16 protein-coding genes are annotated in these 17,055 nt (G+C 42.5%); 12 read left to right on the top strand and 4 right to left on the bottom strand.

Translation table 11 applies throughout. The features are described 5' to 3' along the window. Positions 1 to 161 precede the first annotated feature (161 nt). From ABXT70_RS12900 to ABXT70_RS12850, 11 genes are all read left to right on the top strand, one after another. Positions 162 to 1,166, top strand: coding sequence for a sulfite exporter TauE/SafE family protein (locus tag ABXT70_RS12900; RefSeq protein ID WP_443640865.1), 1,005 nt, complete (start codon positions 162 to 164; stop codon positions 1,164 to 1,166). Next, positions 1,163 to 1,534: a hypothetical protein gene (locus ABXT70_RS12895; protein ID WP_443640864.1), complete on the top strand. Its 372-nt coding sequence runs from the start codon at positions 1,163 to 1,165 to the stop codon at positions 1,532 to 1,534. Before ABXT70_RS12900 ends, ABXT70_RS12895 begins: the two co-directional genes overlap by 4 nt. Positions 1,535 to 1,873: 339 nt before the next feature. Continuing rightward, on the top strand, positions 1,874 to 3,406 hold the full coding sequence (locus ABXT70_RS12890; protein ID WP_443640863.1) for an acyl--CoA ligase: 1,533 nt from the start codon (positions 1,874 to 1,876) through the stop codon (positions 3,404 to 3,406). Between the two features lie 4 nt (positions 3,407 to 3,410). Beyond that, positions 3,411 to 4,382, top strand: coding sequence for a 2-dehydropantoate 2-reductase (locus ABXT70_RS12885; RefSeq protein WP_443640862.1), 972 nt, complete (start codon positions 3,411 to 3,413; stop codon positions 4,380 to 4,382). 108 nt (positions 4,383 to 4,490) lie between these two features. Next, entirely contained in the window at positions 4,491 to 5,273 is a 783-nt protein-coding gene (locus ABXT70_RS12880; RefSeq protein ID WP_443640861.1) for a fumarylacetoacetate hydrolase family protein, read from the top strand. A gap of 535 nt (positions 5,274 to 5,808) precedes the next feature. After that, positions 5,809 to 6,783 (top strand): Bug family tripartite tricarboxylate transporter substrate binding protein, encoded by a 975-nt coding sequence (locus tag ABXT70_RS12875; RefSeq protein ID WP_443640860.1) that lies wholly within the window; start codon positions 5,809 to 5,811, stop codon positions 6,781 to 6,783. 40 nt (positions 6,784 to 6,823) lie between these two features. Further along, a complete protein-coding gene (locus ABXT70_RS12870) occupies positions 6,824 to 7,327 on the top strand; it encodes a tripartite tricarboxylate transporter TctB family protein (RefSeq protein WP_443640859.1) in 504 nt (167 codons plus the stop codon). 40 nt (positions 7,328 to 7,367) lie between these two features. After that, a complete protein-coding gene (locus ABXT70_RS12865; protein ID WP_443640858.1) occupies positions 7,368 to 8,888 on the top strand; it encodes a tripartite tricarboxylate transporter permease in 1,521 nt (506 codons plus the stop codon). Between the two features lie 195 nt (positions 8,889 to 9,083). After that, entirely contained in the window at positions 9,084 to 9,842 is a 759-nt protein-coding gene (locus ABXT70_RS12860; RefSeq protein WP_443640857.1) for an SDR family NAD(P)-dependent oxidoreductase, read from the top strand. A gap of 213 nt (positions 9,843 to 10,055) precedes the next feature. Next, positions 10,056 to 10,532, top strand: coding sequence for an L-2-amino-thiazoline-4-carboxylic acid hydrolase (locus tag ABXT70_RS12855; RefSeq protein WP_443640856.1), 477 nt, complete (start codon positions 10,056 to 10,058; stop codon positions 10,530 to 10,532). 248 nt (positions 10,533 to 10,780) lie between these two features. Next, the gene (locus ABXT70_RS12850; protein ID WP_443640855.1) at positions 10,781 to 12,220 is read left to right on the top strand and encodes a hypothetical protein; all 1,440 of its coding nucleotides are present in this window, start codon (positions 10,781 to 10,783) and stop codon (positions 12,218 to 12,220) included. Positions 12,221 to 12,269: 49 nt separating this feature from the next. Here the strand turns inward: ABXT70_RS12850 and ABXT70_RS12845 are convergent, their stop codons facing one another. Further along, positions 12,270 to 13,079 (bottom strand): phytanoyl-CoA dioxygenase family protein, encoded by an 810-nt coding sequence (locus tag ABXT70_RS12845; protein WP_443640854.1) that lies wholly within the window; start codon positions 13,077 to 13,079, stop codon positions 12,270 to 12,272. Positions 13,080 to 13,510: 431 nt separating this feature from the next. Here ABXT70_RS12845 and ABXT70_RS12840 point away from each other — a divergent pair, with 431 nt between their 5' ends. Beyond that, on the top strand, positions 13,511 to 15,058 hold the full coding sequence (locus ABXT70_RS12840) for an exonuclease domain-containing protein (RefSeq protein WP_443640853.1): 1,548 nt from the start codon (positions 13,511 to 13,513) through the stop codon (positions 15,056 to 15,058). A 163-nt stretch (positions 15,059 to 15,221) separates the two neighbouring features. Here ABXT70_RS12840 and ABXT70_RS12835 read toward each other — a convergent pair whose 3' ends face one another. The 3 genes from ABXT70_RS12835 to ABXT70_RS12825 form a co-directional block, all read right to left on the bottom strand. Next, positions 15,222 to 15,608 carry a DUF4149 domain-containing protein gene (locus tag ABXT70_RS12835; RefSeq protein ID WP_443640852.1) on the bottom strand — a complete coding sequence of 129 codons (387 nt, stop codon included), beginning with the start codon at positions 15,606 to 15,608 and terminating at the stop codon, positions 15,222 to 15,224. Between the two features lie 83 nt (positions 15,609 to 15,691). Continuing rightward, entirely contained in the window at positions 15,692 to 16,426 is a 735-nt protein-coding gene (locus ABXT70_RS12830; RefSeq protein ID WP_443640851.1) for a HugZ family pyridoxamine 5'-phosphate oxidase, read from the bottom strand. Positions 16,427 to 16,578: 152 nt separating this feature from the next. Then, the gene (locus tag ABXT70_RS12825) at positions 16,579 to 16,977 is read right to left on the bottom strand and encodes a DUF2452 domain-containing protein (protein WP_443640850.1); all 399 of its coding nucleotides are present in this window, start codon (positions 16,975 to 16,977) and stop codon (positions 16,579 to 16,581) included. Between the last annotated feature and the right edge of the window lie 78 nt (positions 16,978 to 17,055).

Here is a 17,055-nt window from a genome sequence, read left to right as displayed (position 1 = left end):
GTGCGTAGTTAACTTGCAAGTGGTTGCTTTGTTTTAAGTGCACTGCAGAGGTGGGTGATTCATAGTAGTCTCACATGCACCCTTAGGAGACTTCTATTGGATGTATAAATTTGGTTAAGTTATAATTTTTTTGTAATAAAAATTCTTATGGATGAGACCAAATGAGTTTGTTTCTTAAAGTACCTGAACTCACACTATTAATAGTACTTTCAATAGCTTGCTACTTTGCTATTGCTCTCGTAGAGCCAATAGAGGCCAGTGAGTTTTTCTCCCTCGGTTCCATTCTAAGTGTAACAATAGCTTCTTTCATTTTATCGGTGGCAATCGCCATCATCGCAGTCATAGCCGGCATTGGTGGTGGCGTCATATTTACCCCCATTGTTTTAGGATTTACTTCTTTTGACTCGTTGGTGGTCAGAGCTACGGGCCTCGTTGTGGCTATGTTCAGTGGGTTGATCTCTGGAGCGCCACTGCTTAAAAAAGGCCTCGTTGATATACGTCTAGTTTATATTTGCGCCCTTCCTACGGTCATTGGTGGTTTGTTGGGTGCGCTTATGGCGTTCCAATTTGCCTCAACCATGGGGCCTAGCAGTGATGCTTTTGTGCGTATGTTGTTAGGGATATTATTGCTCGGTGTGGCGGTATTATTCATCACTGGGGGAGGCCGAAATGATTACCCAAAGGCGTCACGGTTAAGTGGTCTAGCGCGCTTGTTGTCACTTGATATGAGTTATTATGAAGAGTCTGTACAGACTCAGGTCAAGTACAGTGTCAAGCGTTTGGGTCTGGCCATTATTTTGTTTGTTGGGGTTGGTTTCATTGGTGGCTTTTTTGGTTTAGGTGGCGGCTGGGCCATGGTGCCAGTGCTAAACTTGGTGATGGCGGTACCACTCAAAGCCGCTGTTGCATCCAGTGGTGTGTTACTCGCTTTAGGCAATGCAGCGGCCATATGGCCGTATATGCTGTATGGTGCTATGGTGCCGATTCTGGTGGCACCTTGGATGCTAGGGCAAGTTATCGGGGGTATTATTGGTGCCCACATACTGGCCCAAGTTAAAGTGGTGGTGGTCAGGCGTCTGATGATTTTTTTACTATGCCTAACGTCTCTTAAATTGATTTATCGAGGTCTCCAGGACTTGGACTACATAGGCAGGGTGATATCATGAGTCAAGACTCACTTCGGAAAAGTGGCATTATCTATGGGGTGACTATTTATTGGCTCACCATTGCTGGTGCTGTGATAGTGCTGCTGGGTAGTTTTTTGGCCTTAGGCTTGGGCTGGACCGTGATGCCGGTCAGTGAGCAGTTGAACGTGTTGTTGCAAGGCAACTCATTGTCACTTGATAGCCGCATCAACTCAGGGGACATGCTCATCCAGTTGGGTTTAGGCTTGGCAATCTTTGCCATCGTGCCTGCTATTCTTATAGGTGTGCCTGGGCTTTGGCGCTCTGGTTTTCGTATGATAGCACTTTGCGGCTGCGCTAATGTGGTGTTAATTATAGGGGCTTTTGGCGTCTGCTTTGCAAGCCTTTGAGTATTAGTTATATTGCGCTGCGTGCACCGAGCTGTGTACCAAAAATGCTACCCATCGACTTAAATTAAGATTTCATCTTAGTAGGCCAAACAGTGGTATATCCTAAAAAGCTGCAGTTCGCCAGAATTCTAGTGGCAATGATTATTATTTAGCGGACAATTAAGATCTGTAGGGCATGCTAGAGCAGAATATAGTGTGTGCTGTGACACACTTGTTAACAAAGAATCTTATAAGGTAAACTTTACCGCTTATAATTTGGCCGAATGCATGGTAACTGCTTATTAAAAAGCATTACCAACGTGATCGGATTGACTCTAACTCCCTCTGGAAATAATTATTGTGTCTGTTAATACTACTTGCCAGTTACTAAATGTCGGTCATGATGACGCCATCGCCATTCAGGCCCCAGGTCGACCTCCTTTAAACTATTCCTCAATACGGGCGCTGTCAAAACGTACCCGACAAGCACTTACCCAAGCAGGGATTGCAAAAAGTGATCGAGTTGCCATCGTATTGCCAAATGGACCTGAAATGGCAACAGCATTTGTCACCATCTCGGGTGCATCGACCACAGCTCCCCTAAATCCTGCTTATCGCCAGGAGGAGTTTGAGTTTTATTTGGTCGACTTAAAAGCCAAAGCACTCGTTGTTGAGGCTGACAGCGCTTCACCAGCAGTCGCTGCTGCCCAAAAGCTAGGCATTCCGTTAATCACTTTAGTCACAGATAGTAGTCGGGCTGCTGGTGACTTTGACCTAATATTTGATTCTGCAACACCCAGAGCGCCAACAGCAAATGATGAAGTCAACGAAGACGATGTTGCGCTCATATTGCATACTTCTGGGACGACCTCGCGACCAAAGATAGTGCCACTAAATCACAGAAATGTGACCAATTCTGCGGAAAATATCATGAATACCCTGTTACTAGTCCCTGAAGATCGTTGCCTGAATATCATGCCGCTTTTTCATATCCATGGACTAATAGCGACTGTTTTATCGTCTTTAAGAGCGGGCGCCAGCATTTACTGCACGCCTGGATTTAACGCGTTGAAATACTTTGGTTGGATGGATGACGCAAAACCAACCTGGTATTCAGCGGTTCCAACAATGCATCAGGCGATATTAACTCGCGCATCTCGAAATACAGATATTATCAATGCCGTGCCGTTACGTTTTATTCGTTCATCATCATCATCATTGCCACCCCAAGTAATGACTGAATTGGAAAAAACATTCAACGCACCAGTTATCGAAGCCTACGGTATGACAGAAGCTGCTCATCAAATGGCCAGCAACCCGCTGCCTCCTGCAGTTAGAAAAGCAGGAACAGTTGGTATTGCGGCCGGCCCAGAAGTTGGCATTATGAATTTGGAAGGTGAAATACTCCCCAATGGAGAAATTGGCGAAATCGTTATTCGTGGCAGCAATATAACTAAAGGTTATGAAAATAACCCTAAAGCTAATAAAGAAAACTTTACTAATGGTTGGTTTCGCACAGGTGACCAAGGTGTGCTTGATCCAGAAGGTTATGTCTCTATAACAGGCCGATTGAAGGAGATCATTAATCGTGGTGGTGAGAAGATTTCACCCCGTGAGGTAGATGAAATTTTAATGGATCATCCAGCTGTCCAGCAATGTGTCACATTTGCGATGCCACACCCAAAGCTAGGAGAAGAGGTTGCTGCTGCTGTGGTTTTGAAGGAAGGCATGACCGCAGATGAAAAGGATATTCGAACGTTTACCGCCCAACATCTGGCTGATTTTAAGGTTCCTCGCAAAATTCTTATTCTTGATGAAATCCCAAAGGGTGCGACAGGGAAACTGCAACGTATTGGGCTTGCCGAAAAACTAGGATTAGCGGAACCAAAATAATCATATGAAAATTGCAATTTATGGTGCAGGTGCTATTGGCGGGTATATCGCAGCATTATTGACTCAGTCAGGTGAGGAGGTCTCTGTTATTGCTCGCGGCCCACATCTCGCTGCAATAAAAGCCAATGGACTTGCACTCGATATGAACGGTGAGCGCATTATCACTCATCCTGTTGCTACTGATAATCCAGCTGATCTAGGCGAACAAGATTTTGTTATTGTCTCGCTTAAGGCGCATTCAGTTCCTAATGTAGTCGATGCCATGCAACCATTATTGGGAGAGAAGACGGCGGTCGTAACTGCAGTAAATGGAGTCCCCTGGTGGTATTTTTATAAGCTTCCTGGAGAATGGGAAAACCGAAAAATTGAAAGTGTAGACCCGGGCGGTAAGCAATGGGATGGCATTGGTCCAGAACGAGCCATTGGTTGCGTCGTTTATCCTGCCTGTGAAATATTGGAACCAGGTGTAGTTCGGCACATTGATGGCAACCGGTTCACCCTAGGTGAATCGTCTGGTGAAAAAACGGAGCGTGTCCGTGCATTGTCGCAGGCAATGATTAATGCAGGTCTTAAAGCCCCAGTAAGAAATATTCGGGACGAGATATGGGTGAAGCTATGGGGCAACTTATGCTTTAACCCTTTAAGCGCACTCACAAATGCCACACTAGATATTGTGGCAACGGATCCTGGAACCCGTGCTGTGGCAAGAAACATGATGCTTGAAGCACAAGCAATTGGAGAAAAACTGGGCGTACGCTTCGCCATTGACGTCGACAAGCGGATTGCTGGGGCTGCCGCTGTTGGCGCACACACAACATCAATGTTGCAAGATTTCACTTTGGGGCGCCCAATGGAAATTGATGCGCTAGTGACTGCAGTCCAGGAGTTAGGTCGTATCACTGACGTTAAAACACCCACAATCGACACCGTTTTGCCTATAGTGCAGCTGCGTGGTCGCATTGCCGGTTGTTATTAAAACTAATGTTTACTATTCAAAGCCAGAATGAGATATATCCAGGGCAAGCCCTGATCCTAGAAAGAATCTAATTGTAAGACACTTATTTGATAGTGTGGAAATAAGATAATGAATAAATGGGTAAGGTTTGAGCATAATGGCAATATTCATTTTGGTAAAATGGATGACACACATATTACCCACTATCAAGGCGATATGTTTACTGAAAATGAAGCCTTAGGTAGGGTCTTCGCACTTGATGAAGTTACCCTACTAGCCCCTTGTACTCCAACAAAAATAATTGCGTTATGGAATAACTTTTATGCACTGGCTGAAAAACAGGGCAATGAAATTCCCCAAGCGCCTTATTACTTCATTAAACCAAGTAGTTGTGTTGTTGGTATCGGGGCAGCAATCATTCCCCCAGCATCCTATCAAGGTCGAATTTTTTATGAAGGTGAATTAGGCATTGTCATTGGCAAAAAGTGCAAAGAGATCGACGTTTCACAGGCAGAGGATTATATTTTTGGCTATACTTGTGTCAATGATGTCACTGCGATGCAACTCATACATGAAAAAGAGGCCTTTGCACAATGGAGCAGGGCTAAAAGTTTTGACACCTTTGGGGCCATAGGGCCCTGTATTTCTACTCTCAGTAACGCAGACGCCCTAACTGTCAGAACACTAGTTAATGGCCGAGAACGACAAAATTACCCGATAAAAGATATGATTTTTTCACCTGCCCAACTTGTCAGTCTCCTGTCAGCAGACATGACGCTTGAACCAGGTGATGTGATTGCCTGTGGCACCTCGCTAGGGGCTATGCCAATGAAAGTAAATTCAAAAATCGAGGTCATAATTGATGGTATTGGGGTGTTAGAAAATATTTACTCGCCAGAAGTAAGTCTCTAGTCGATATTGTTATAACGATTAGCGCAATCAATCTTTAATGTGCCTTTATATCCACAAGAATTTTGACGTTACTACGCTATTCTTTATTTTGAGGACTGTGTTTGAACTTTAGAGGGTTGGTAGTTAGTAGTATAGTGGATTAATGTGTGGTCTGAGAAAATTATAATCAGCATAGGAAATAAGTTTCTCACGGGGACGTTTCGATGACCTAGCGTACATGCTAATGCACTGTTCAAATAGCGACACTTAATACACATTTGGTGACACAAAATAAAGTAGAAAACTGTAACGCCTAAGCTTTAAGAGCGCATTTACTTAAATATTTAAAAAACCTAACCAATTGTATTAATTAACTAAATGACTAAAAATGGTTAAAATTTACATCAATTGGTAAATTTTTTACAAAATCTCTTTTAATTCACTCACTTACTTCTAATATTAGCATAATTGTATTTTCCTCTTAGCTAGATATACTCGGTGCACGGGAATAAGTTGCTCCCAGAAATAAAAAAAATAAAGCCTGGAGAATTACAAAATGATTAAAAAACTTACGTTATTAGCAATGGTGGGTGCCCTGTCATCTACTACCTTTACGTCGACAGCGATTGCTGCCTGGACACCAGTTAAACCAGTAGAATTTGTGGTTATGGCAGGTAAGGGTGGTGGTGCTGACAAGGCTGTGCGTTTACTGCAGAGCATAATTGCAGCAGATAATATGGCACCAGTGCCCTTTACTCCTATTAATAAACCTGGTGGTTCGGGTGCTGAAGCACTGGTTCACTTAAAAGGTAGGACGGGTGATGACCATACCATTATGTTTACCCTTAACAGCTTTTACACCACTCCATTACGCCAGCCTAAGCTGGGTGTAGACATTGCTACTTTTACACCGATCGCACGCATGGCCGAAGATACCTTCCTGTTGTGGGTTCATTCTGATCGTACAGATATCAACAATATGGCCGATTTCGCTAAAGCAGCAAAAGAAAAAGGTAAAAAGTGGATTATGGCTGGAACGGGTAAAAACTCAGAAGATAATCTACTGACTGACTTCCTGAACAAGGCATATGGTCTACAAATGAAGTATGTCCCTTATAAAGGCGGCGGTAAGGTAGCTAAGGAGCTTGCTGGTAAGAATGCGGACTCTACAGTTAATAACCCCTCTGAGCAGCTAGGATTTTATGAAGCTGGCACAACCAAAGCACTGGCGTCATTTACTGATAAGCGTTTGCCACTGTTCCCGGATGCTCCTACTTTTAAAGAACTAGGCAAGGATTACGTCTATTACATGCAGCGTACCGTTGTTGGTGCACCAGGTATGAGTCAAGAAGCATCGGATTATTACCAGGACCTGTTCCAAAAGGTATTCAACTCCCAGAAATGGCAGGACTACCGCACCAAGAAAAGTTTACAGGGTGATCTGTTGCAGGGCGATGCTTTAATGAGCTATTGGCTGAAAGAGCGTGATGTCCATGAAGTTATGCTTAAAAATATGGGAGCAATTAAGTAAATATTTTTAACGTTTAGGTAGATAGAGGAGATTCTTCATCGTGACAGTGCGTACAGCTGAATTGTTGATGGCTATAATGATGGGGATCTTCTCCATCTACCTTATGTATAAAAGTGCCGAGTTACCCATAGGCTGGGTAGAGGACGAAGGACCTGGTGGAGGTGCATGGCCCTTTTGGTTATCAGGTATTATGTTGATTTCTTGTTTTGGCATTATCTATAACTGGTATCGTAAGAAAGGGCGAATTGCTAGCTCAAAGAAAATTTATATCCAATCTCACGTACTCACAGAGGTTGGTGCCGTTGCTGCTTCACTCATTATCACGGTCGCATTATTCTCGTTTATTGGTATTTATGGTGCGCTACCACTTTTCCTGCTATTTTACTTACGGGTTTTAGGTAAGCATCCATGGTTTTTTTCCATAACATTTGCGATCGTAACCCCTATAATAATTTTTTATTTTTTCGAGATAACACTCAAAATAATTCTACCAAAAGGTATAACAGAGCCGTTATTCATACCTTTATATAAGATGTTCCTTTAGCTCTTAGAATAGTTAAGTATCGACGTATTGAGATAATAAAATGTTAGAAATTTTAGGGCTGTTAGCAGACGGTTTTACTGTCGTTTTCGAACTGCAAAATCTATTGCTGATTATTGGTGGATGTGCGCTGGGTTTATTTATTGGCGCAATGCCTGGTTTAGGCTCTGTTAACGGTGTGGCAATATTGTTGCCCCTTACCTTTTTGGTCCCGCCTACTGGTGCGATCATATTCCTAGCAGCTATTTATTATGGTGCGATGTATGGCGGTGCTATCTCGTCGATTATGCTTGGCATACCTGGGGCATCAACCGCAGTTGCAACTACCTTTGATGGACGTCCATTAGCAAAAAAGGGATTGGCAGACTTAGCTTTAACAGGTGCTGCGTTTGCATCTTTTATTGGCGGCACTATAGCAGTCATTTTATTTACTTTTTTTGCCCCACCACTTGCACATGTAGCATTGGTATTTGGTGCTCCTGAAGAGTTTGCTCTCATGATGTTAGCCTTTGCAACGTTTGTTGGTTTGGGCAATGATGATATATTTAAAACTTTATTTTCAATTTGTATCGGGCTCGTATTGAGTGCGGTTGGATTTGATATTATCTCAGGAGAACCTCGCCTAGTTTTATGGGATATCGTTGGCTTTATGCATGGCGTTAATTTTCTTGTCCTCGCGATAGGCATTTATGGCATCGGAGAAATGCTCTGGACGGTAGAGGAACATTGTCTGGGGGGTGGTAAAAGTATGCTGTCCGACGCTACTGTGACCGTCAAAAGAACACTTAACAATATTAAACTATTAGCTAAAACCTGGAAAGCAACCATCACTGGATCCTTGTTGGGTTATTTTGTTGGTATTCTGCCTGCAGCAGGCGCCACCCCAGGATCATTAATGGCCTATGGCATCGCTAAACAGATGTCAAAAGAGCCTGAGAAGTTTGGTGATGGTGCTTTAGAAGGTGTTTGCGCACCTGAGGCGGCAAATAACGCAGCGAGTACAGGTTCAATGCTACCGATGCTCACACTTGGCATACCTGGGTCACCAACAACAGCGATCCTTTTAGGCGGTATGGTTATCTGGGGGCTAGAACCTGGCCCCAGATTATTTGTCGATCATGGAGATTTTGTTTGGGGGCTTATTGCTTCATTATACGCTGCCAATGTTTTTGCACTTTTAATTAATATAGCGTTTATTCCTGTTTTTATAAAAATATTAAAAACACCGTTTACTATATTAGCTCCTGTAATTTTTGTGTTATGCCTGATTGGAGGTTACGCACCAACGCAAGATATGCATGATGTTTGGTTAATGTTAGCTTTTGGCATTGTTGGCTACTTGATGCGTAAGCTTGATTATCCATTAGCCCCTGCAGTACTAGCGATCGTACTCGGACCACTAGCCGAACCTGCCCTACGCCAGTCTCTAATTATTAGTGATGGTTCTTTTTCTATCTTCTTTGATCGGACATACTCGGGGCCTATTATTGTAGTGGCAATAGTGTTGTTATTCCTGCCATTATTTAAAATTGGGTATAATAAATATCGTAGTTTAAAAGCTTAATAAAAATAGCTGTCTACTAATGGGACCCTGTGTAATTGAAACATTAGGATGTACCCGTTATCAGCAACCACTTCGATTGGCTGCTACGCGGGCTTTATAGACCTTTTTTAACATTCATCCTCCATCTTGATAGGCACCAATAGTACCCTGACCACCAAAAAACACATAAGGACTAGCCAACAGAGGTAATTCATAGTGACTCAATCAACGTTTGCGACATACCCAAGCCTTAAGGGCAAAACAGTCTTCATCACTGGTGGTGCCTCAGGTATTGGAGCCGAACTAGTGCGCAGCTTTGCAGCTCAAGGTGCAAGTGTAGGATTTGTTGATTTAGATGAGGCCAATAGCCAGACATTGTCAGACACGTCAGATGCCATCACCTATGAGATCTGTGATCTCAAAGATATCAAATGCCTGCAGGATGCTCTGGCTAAGCTAGCATCACGGCTTGGTCCCGCCACCGTGTTGGTTAATAATGCAGCTAACGATGACCGCCATAGTTGGCAAGACGTGACCCCAGCCTATTGGGATGATCGTATACAGACTAACCTGCGGCATCATTTTTTTGCTATCCAATCTGTGGCGCCAGGTATGATCGCAGCTGGCGGTGGTTCCATCATTAACATGGGGTCTAACAGTTGGCATGAAACAGGGGGTGGCTTTCCTGCATACGCAACCTCTAAAGCTGCCGTGCATGGGCTTACTAGAACCATGGCGCGAGATCTAGGTGAACATCGCATCCGTGTTAATACTGTGGTTCCAGGGTGGATTATGACTGATCGGCAAAAACAATTATGGGCCACTCCTGAAACTCTAGAAAAACAGCGGCAAAGGCAATGTTTACCAGATCTAATTGAGCCTGTTTACGTTGCTAGAATGGTTGTGTTTTTAGCTTCAGATGACGCCGCTATGTGTTCAGCTAATAATTATATGGTTGAAGGTGGTTCCATTTAGAAAACAAACCTTAATTGAACTCTCCAAGTAATTGAAAACGCTTATTTTTATTACTTCATGTGGTGTTTGGTGGGTGTTGCAACTATGCTTTATATGACCATATGCTGTTTAAGGTTGACTGATAAAAACCATGCAGGCATTTGTATAGCCCATCATGTCTTGTTAAGTTAACAGCTTGAATTTAAATAAACTTGGATCAGTAAGGAACTTATAATGGGCGACTACGATTCACAAGGCGCGTTATATGAGGCAAACAAAGAGCGTGCACTTATTTATCTGGCTATCTTTCGTGAAATCCAAAAACGTCACGGCAAAGAAGAAGCAATCGACGTGATGCGGACAGCTCTAATCAAGCGAGGTCAGGAGTTTGGCAATACGTTAAAACATTTTGCGCCTAGAGACTTTAGAGGACTATGCGATAGTTTTGCGTATGTCCCAGATGGTGGAAAAATGTTTGCTCCAGAGGAGATTCGATGTGATGGATCAGGTCTGGAACTAAAGATGAAAAAATGCCCACTCAAAGAGGCATGGCAAAGCTCCGGAGTATCAGACGAAGAATTGAAGACATTACTAAAGTGCGCATCAGCTATGGATGTTGGCACTATGGACGCTGCTGGTTTTGCGTTAAAAATAAAAACTTGGCAGCCTGGCGAAGAAGGTTGTTGTTATCTAGAGATTACTGAGAAATGAGTGAGATCATTGCCCATATGCTTCTTAACATATGCTGATGTAAGACTGCTTTTACTACTATATCGATTAAGCACCTGACAGCGCATCTGTGCACTGTGTTTGTTCATCCAGCACTATAACGTTACCAATGCTGATTGGCTCTGCTTAGAAAATGTTGCAAGGCTTAAAATAAGAATTCATCCTATATCTAAATCGATCTTACGGCATTAGTATCTATTATAAAGCTTAAGTTGCTAGAGGTAGTTATCATGAATTTCTGTTTGCGGTTGGTTTGTTTACTCATCGCATTCTTAATGGCAACAAATGCATTGTCTCAAGACCTATCAGGTTGGTCTGATAAGACTGTTTGCCGCTTAGTCAAAAGTGATGTTGGTACAGCATATGTAGAGGAGGCTACTAGTCGAGGTCTTGGCTGCAAAGCACCAATCAAAACGTCTAAAGCCAAACCCACCAAATCCAAACCTAATGAGATCACCATCTTTGGAAGTCCTGGTGATACTGAAATACCCGATAAAATTAAATGGCAACCAAACGATGTAACAATTTCTTATTATTACAAGCAGAACGATACAATTCGTTTACATGCGGATCGAGGATACAAAGTAGATCCATCTAACAACCCTGTCGAATTCATTAAAAAAATTGAACAACATAAAGTTATTGACCGTGAAATGGCGACTAAAACGGCGTTTAGTTATCTGTATTATGAGGATGGCTTAGTGATTTATGATGCAATGCCCCCAGATGGTCGCTTTTCAATGGTATTGGATAATAGTTCTTACTTTTCATCTCACTCAATGGGTAAAAGTATAACGTCCTATATCATTGGTCACGCCATTTGTGAAGGCTACATTGCTTCTATAGATGCACCAATAGCAGATTGGCCCTTAATGGAAAACACACTTTATTATGGCCAACCTTTGATCAAACTATTAAATATGACTGCTGGAGATACGAATGTCATAAAGCGCAATGAAGGAAATTTTATTAAAACAGGACGCAATATCCATGGTGGTGCGGCGGCAGGGGGCCTCAGCGCATTTGCAAAAAACCCACTAGAACTAGCTAATACAAAGCCAATTAGCGCACCTAAATTTTCTTACAGCAACTTAACAGCTGACGTTTTGTTTAACTACATGATGCATCGTGTAGGTCTAGACTTTGACAGTTTCATTACTAACTTTTATCAGAATAAAGTGAGAATAAAACACCCAATTTATTTAGACATGAACCCACTTGAGGATCGACAAAGATTTCCATCTACAGAAGACCGCATAAAGCAGGGTGTTGGCCGCTATGGGGTAAGTGCCACACGTTACGATTATCTACGTATCGCAAAGGCAATGTTGGACGATTGGCAGAATAATACTTGTGAGGGGGTGTACCTAAAAAGTATTTATGATCGACGAGTATCAGCTAACCGCCGTGTTGATACTTGGAACAAGAAAGATCGCAGGTGGGGTGAAGCTAGTTTCGGAAGAGTTTCTACAAAGTATGGGGGTCAGTTTTGGACTGATGCTGCAGGCCTCAGTGGGCGTAATGTCTTGATGATGAATGGAGCTAACGGCCAAACAATTGCTATAGATATGGATAAATCTCGGATCGTCGTCATCAGTGCAGGTAAGTCAAATCACGTTAATGAAAAAAAACTAGCCTATGAACCATTAAAATATGGTCGTATTCGTTAACCTAGCGATCGCTGCGGTATGAAGGGTAGTGGTGAGCTGCAAGGTGAGGTTACGAGTTTAGTTCAGGTTTTTTCCATATCAGAGGAAAATCATTGCAGTCCATTTTTGCCCCATCATCAAGCCCAGGATCACTAGTTGGGATGGCAACTTCTCCAGTTAGACGCTTATAACGAGCGTCATCACCAGTCCAACGGGTTGAGTAAGCGCGGCGACGGTTCGCTGATGATTTGTTGCCGGGCGAGCCGTGAACTGTCATAGCCTGGAACACCAAGCAATCACCGGGCTCCATATCCCACGCTAGTATTTCGTATTTTTCAGGCTCGGCATCAATATCTGGAAGTTCGGGTAAGCCTGTCCCTTCGTAGGGGGTATTGTCAGAAAAGTGGTGAGGATTATATGAATCCCAACGATGGCTAGCCTTTATATACTGAAGAGCTGTATCTTTGCCGACAGCGTCAAGGGGCAACCAAATTGATGCTACCTGAAATCCTTTTACGGCCCAATATGGTTGATCCTGGTGCCATGGAGTTTTCTCTCCCGTACGTGGTTCTTTGACCAGTAATTGGTCATAAAAAAAGTTGACGTTATTGGAGGCCATAATAGTGCCGATGATTTGGGCAGCTGGTGATTGGTGAATGAAATCTCTGAATGGATTTTGCCGCTTAGCGACATCCAAGTCACCAAAAAAGCGTCCCCCACCCTTAGCATATTCCTCGCCGTGGGGTCCTGGGTTTGCCATTGCCACATCAGTAGCTTCTCGCAAATACTCAATCCAACCCATAGAGAAAACACGTGGGAGCATTACAACGCCGTTATTTAAGTATTCCTGAGTCTCATCGTGGGTTATTCCCCGTAACATTTGATTGCTTCGCACCACTTCCCCCCATAACTAGAAACTATCTGAACCTCCCATATTACAAATATACTTACCCAATCAACTAGATACCATAATAAAACTCAATAAAGCGCCCAACAGGCTTATAAAACCCTAATTGAACTCAGCCTGAACGAAATATAAGTGAGTCCAGCTTATAGGGTGTGTATTCCTTGGCTACTCGATTAGTTAATTCCCATTGTTCGGATATTTAGTTTGTAAATAAATCGTATAGTCGAGTTAAATTTTTTAGATTTATGTAAAAATACGACCAATAAAACTTGCTCGAAAGCTGTTTTAAGTTAGACTTTTTTGTTGCCCCTAACTTTATATATACCTAGGTTCTTATCACGCCCAACTTCGGTTCAAAATAATCTTATTAGGCCGAATGCTAGGCAGACTTTAGTGAGCACCCTATGCAGTTAAATTTTCTAGACCAACCCACACCTGTAATTCTTTCTTCTGGCTTCCCAGAAAGCATGGTGTTGCTCGACTGTGAGACCACTGGTGGTAAAGCTATTTATCACCGAATTATTGAGATTGGTTTGTTAGTGATTGAAAAGGGTGAAGTCATTGAGAAATGGCAAACATTTATTGATCCAAAAGTTCCGCTGCCAGCCTTTATACAAAAACTTACGGGCATCAGCCCAGGTATGGTTCATGGTGCACCAGAATTTTGTGATATTGCTAAAGAACTATTAAGTAAACTCAAAGGCCGTACCTTGGTCGCCCACAATGCAAGGTTTGACTATAGTTTCTTAAAAAATGAATTTGAACGGGCTGGGATTAGTTATAACGCCAAACCTCTTTGCTCGGTAAAGTTTAGTCGCAACCTCTATCCGCAATTTAAGCGCCACGGCCTGTCGCAAATTATTGAGCGCTTTGATCTGTCTATTGAGAACCGGCACAGAGCGCTTGATGATGCTGAGATGATCTATCAATTCTTTCAAAAGTCCTCTGGCTTATTTGCGGATGATGAAATTGCTGCCACCTGCAAAGTATTGCTGAAACGCCCCACGCTACCCACCTTACTCGACCCTAAAGAGGTAGAAAAATTACCAGCTAGTGCGGGAGTGTATTATTTTTATGATGAAAAAGGTGGGCTACTCTATGTGGGTAAAAGTGTGCATATACGTAATCGGGTTATGAGTCACTTTAGCTCAGACCACAAGAACCCAAAAGACCTGCAGATGAGCACCAAAATTGCTCATGTTGATTTTGAACGAACACCTAGCGATTTTGGTGCTCAAATTCGTGAGAGTAATCAGATCAAAGCGTTGACCCCACTCTACAACCGGCGGTTGCGCAGGGTGAAAAAATTATTCCAGTATCGCAGCACTGAGGATAATAATGGTTATCTGCGGCTTAGTATTGAAACTGTTGAAACTGCAGACACTGAGGTGGAAGAACAGTATGGTTTATTTCGCTCGCCGCGCCAGGCCTCCAAACAAATGGAAAAACTGGCAGATCAGTTTTTCCTGTGTCATAAGCTGTTGGGGTTAGAGGGGGATAGAACCACTCGACAGGCCTGTTTTCGGTCCCAACTTAAAAAGTGTTTTGGTGCCTGCCATGGGGCAGAATCTGCAGCTAGTTATAACGAGCGCATGGGTGCTGCCCTAAAAAATTATCAGATAAAATTATGGCCCCATGTGGGCCCTATTCTTTTGGAAGAGCGTGACCCCCAAAGTCCAGATCAAGTGGCTTTCCATATTGTGGATCGTTGGCGTTACATTGCTAAGCTGTCAATTTTTGAAGATATCTATGACTTAGGTTATCAACTGCTTGACCCAAATAGCCGCACTCCCACTTCAGTTAATGACGCGATCGATTATCCTGATGACGCCGATAATCGCTTCGACCTAGACATTTATTTTATTCTGGTGCGTTTTTTAGTTAACCAAAAAAAAATGAATATGAACTGCCTGAAAATTTGGCCCCTAGTTGATCAGTCCAGTGCAGACTAGCCCACAAACTTAATCCATCATTTTACATCTAGGCTTCATCTTAATGGGTGAAAGTGAGATAAGTTCGACAACTTTGAAGCCCAAATTGAATTAGAAAATACTAATCCTGTATAGGGTTCTGCGTAACTTCTAGGGCTGTTGTTTAATATTCTGGGCTATTTCATTACACCACTGCACTTGCCAAGTTAATCAAGAGCATGATTACAGTCATGGCCACACTGGCGTTATGCAGACGTTTAAACGCCCTTTCATTATTTTCATCACGGCTCCTATTGGTCATAGGAATTAACAGGTATGCAAGCGAAGCCAGGGCAAATGTGGCAACGCCGATGAATGCTTGGCCATTCATATTAGATATGACAGCCATTATGGCATTGAGCATGCCCACTGTAGCGAGAAAAATGAAAAACTTAGGGAATACCTTACGTAAAAATGGACCCGCACGATCAGGCCCTAAGCCTCCAAACACTGTGGGCGCAATGATGGTAGTCTGAAACAAAATAACCCCTACTGATAGGCCGCTAAAAAGTAATGGCAAATTGCTTAACATGGGTAATCCTTTTGTTATTAAAAACCTATAAAAATTATGCTGCTGCTGATGCCGTTGAGCCTAAGCCCTTGGAAACGTTCAACCTAGACCAGTTCAAAGGTACGATAGGCTTTTGCTTGCTTTATTAAGGCTGCGCGAACGTCTGTTTCGCTATAGCAAGGCTGGTGAAAAGGTATAAAAAACTGGCCTTCAGCAGATAAAATATAATAGCCATCGGTGCACAAGGCTAACATCTGTGCCTTAGGGTCAATAATATCAAACATCCCATTGAGCGCAGAGCAGACGACATTAGAATGATCTTCGTTCATATGCTCAATCATCGATTCTTCTCCGCTTTGCCAGTCGGGAACTGCAGCGGTCCAGTGTGTTGTATCTAACCAACCAATTGCACCAAAGCCACCGATCCATCTAGCCTTCAAAATCGTCAATCTATACAAGTGAAAACCATGGATGTGAGAATAACGTTCACTTTCAGGTAAAAATTTAAAGAACCGGCTTTGGTAATTTTTCACCTCGTCCTTAGCAACTCGGGTTAGATCACCCATTAAGCTGAGCCGGGCGCTAGCCTGTTTGTCTCCATCGTTATTAACTGAGGATATAGTTACACACGCTCTTGAGTCATTGAGAATGTTTTTTGTATGCTCTGCAATGTCACTGGCATATATAAATAGCTCTCGATTACTATTTGAGACGAAGGTTACAAAGCTTCCAAATGGGTAATCATCCGTGCTTTTTGACAGGGTTGATAAGATTGCTGTATTACTGGATCTGAATAGATTGACTGCATTTAGCTCGTACTGAATTTTAGATGTATTCATAATTAATGGTAATGAATCGACAATGAATATAGTTAACTGGTTATTGGATCACCATAGCTATGGATGTGGCTATAGTATTTTTAACGCCAAAAAGTTTATTTGTAACTTAGCTGTGATGGATCCGTTATCAGTTATAGAGTTACAAGTTTAGTTCAGGTTTTTTCCACATCAGATGAGACGTCTATTTTTTCCCATGTGTTATCGGAAGTAAACCTGAAACTTCCTTTAAATGTCATTTTTGGCCATCTAGAAGGTTCAATAATACTAAGAAATAACTTATCGTTATTAATGTATAAACTATAGACTTTGCCCACTATAGGAAGAAAGCGATAAGAAGCGTTGTACACTTGCTGTGTGTCTTCTGCAAGCTTTACAAGTTTAAAGTACTCTTCCTTTAGTTCGTCAAACTTTGTTTCAAAATAATGTGTAGCAGTAACGCCACGCTCTTTTTTGTGCTGTAGTACATCTGGAATAGTAAACGCTGGTGCACCGATATTAGTTGGATACGGCAGTGTAGCAGCGAAGTCTGTTACGTTGTCTGGCTTCTTCATTCATTCTCTCGTTTTAACAAATACACTAGGTATTGGATCTTATTATAAATCAAACCCCAACATTAGTGCTATCCTTGT

Source organism: Candidatus Njordibacter sp. Uisw_039 (assembly GCF_047730075.1).
GTDB lineage: Bacteria > Pseudomonadota > Gammaproteobacteria > Pseudomonadales > Balneatricaceae > Njordibacter.
Note: the sequence above shows the minus strand (reverse complement) of the source record. Positions and strands in the feature narration are given on the sequence as shown.

What these genes read in the sequence shown, in the direction of transcription:
- ABXT70_RS12880 (WP_443640861.1), top strand. Translation starts at nt 4,491, where the DNA reads ATGAATAAATGGGTAAGGTTTGAGCATAATGGCAATATTCATTTTGGT.
- ABXT70_RS12825 (WP_443640850.1), bottom strand. Translation starts at nt 16,977, where the DNA reads ATGAAGAAGCCAGACAACGTAACAGACTTCGCTGCTACACTGCCGTAT.
- ABXT70_RS12875 (WP_443640860.1), top strand. Translation starts at nt 5,809, where the DNA reads ATGATTAAAAAACTTACGTTATTAGCAATGGTGGGTGCCCTGTCATCT.
- ABXT70_RS12850 (WP_443640855.1), top strand. Translation starts at nt 10,781, where the DNA reads ATGAATTTCTGTTTGCGGTTGGTTTGTTTACTCATCGCATTCTTAATG.
- ABXT70_RS12895 (WP_443640864.1), top strand. Translation starts at nt 1,163, where the DNA reads ATGAGTCAAGACTCACTTCGGAAAAGTGGCATTATCTATGGGGTGACT.
- ABXT70_RS12835 (WP_443640852.1), bottom strand. Translation starts at nt 15,608, where the DNA reads ATGTTAAGCAATTTGCCATTACTTTTTAGCGGCCTATCAGTAGGGGTT.
- ABXT70_RS12855 (WP_443640856.1), top strand. Translation starts at nt 10,056, where the DNA reads ATGGGCGACTACGATTCACAAGGCGCGTTATATGAGGCAAACAAAGAG.
- ABXT70_RS12885 (WP_443640862.1), top strand. Translation starts at nt 3,411, where the DNA reads ATGAAAATTGCAATTTATGGTGCAGGTGCTATTGGCGGGTATATCGCA.
- ABXT70_RS12830 (WP_443640851.1), bottom strand. Translation starts at nt 16,426, where the DNA reads ATGAATACATCTAAAATTCAGTACGAGCTAAATGCAGTCAATCTATTC.
- ABXT70_RS12900 (WP_443640865.1), top strand. Translation starts at nt 162, where the DNA reads ATGAGTTTGTTTCTTAAAGTACCTGAACTCACACTATTAATAGTACTT.
- ABXT70_RS12865 (WP_443640858.1), top strand. Translation starts at nt 7,368, where the DNA reads ATGTTAGAAATTTTAGGGCTGTTAGCAGACGGTTTTACTGTCGTTTTC.
- ABXT70_RS12845 (WP_443640854.1), bottom strand. Translation starts at nt 13,079, where the DNA reads ATGTTACGGGGAATAACCCACGATGAGACTCAGGAATACTTAAATAAC.
- ABXT70_RS12840 (WP_443640853.1), top strand. Translation starts at nt 13,511, where the DNA reads ATGCAGTTAAATTTTCTAGACCAACCCACACCTGTAATTCTTTCTTCT.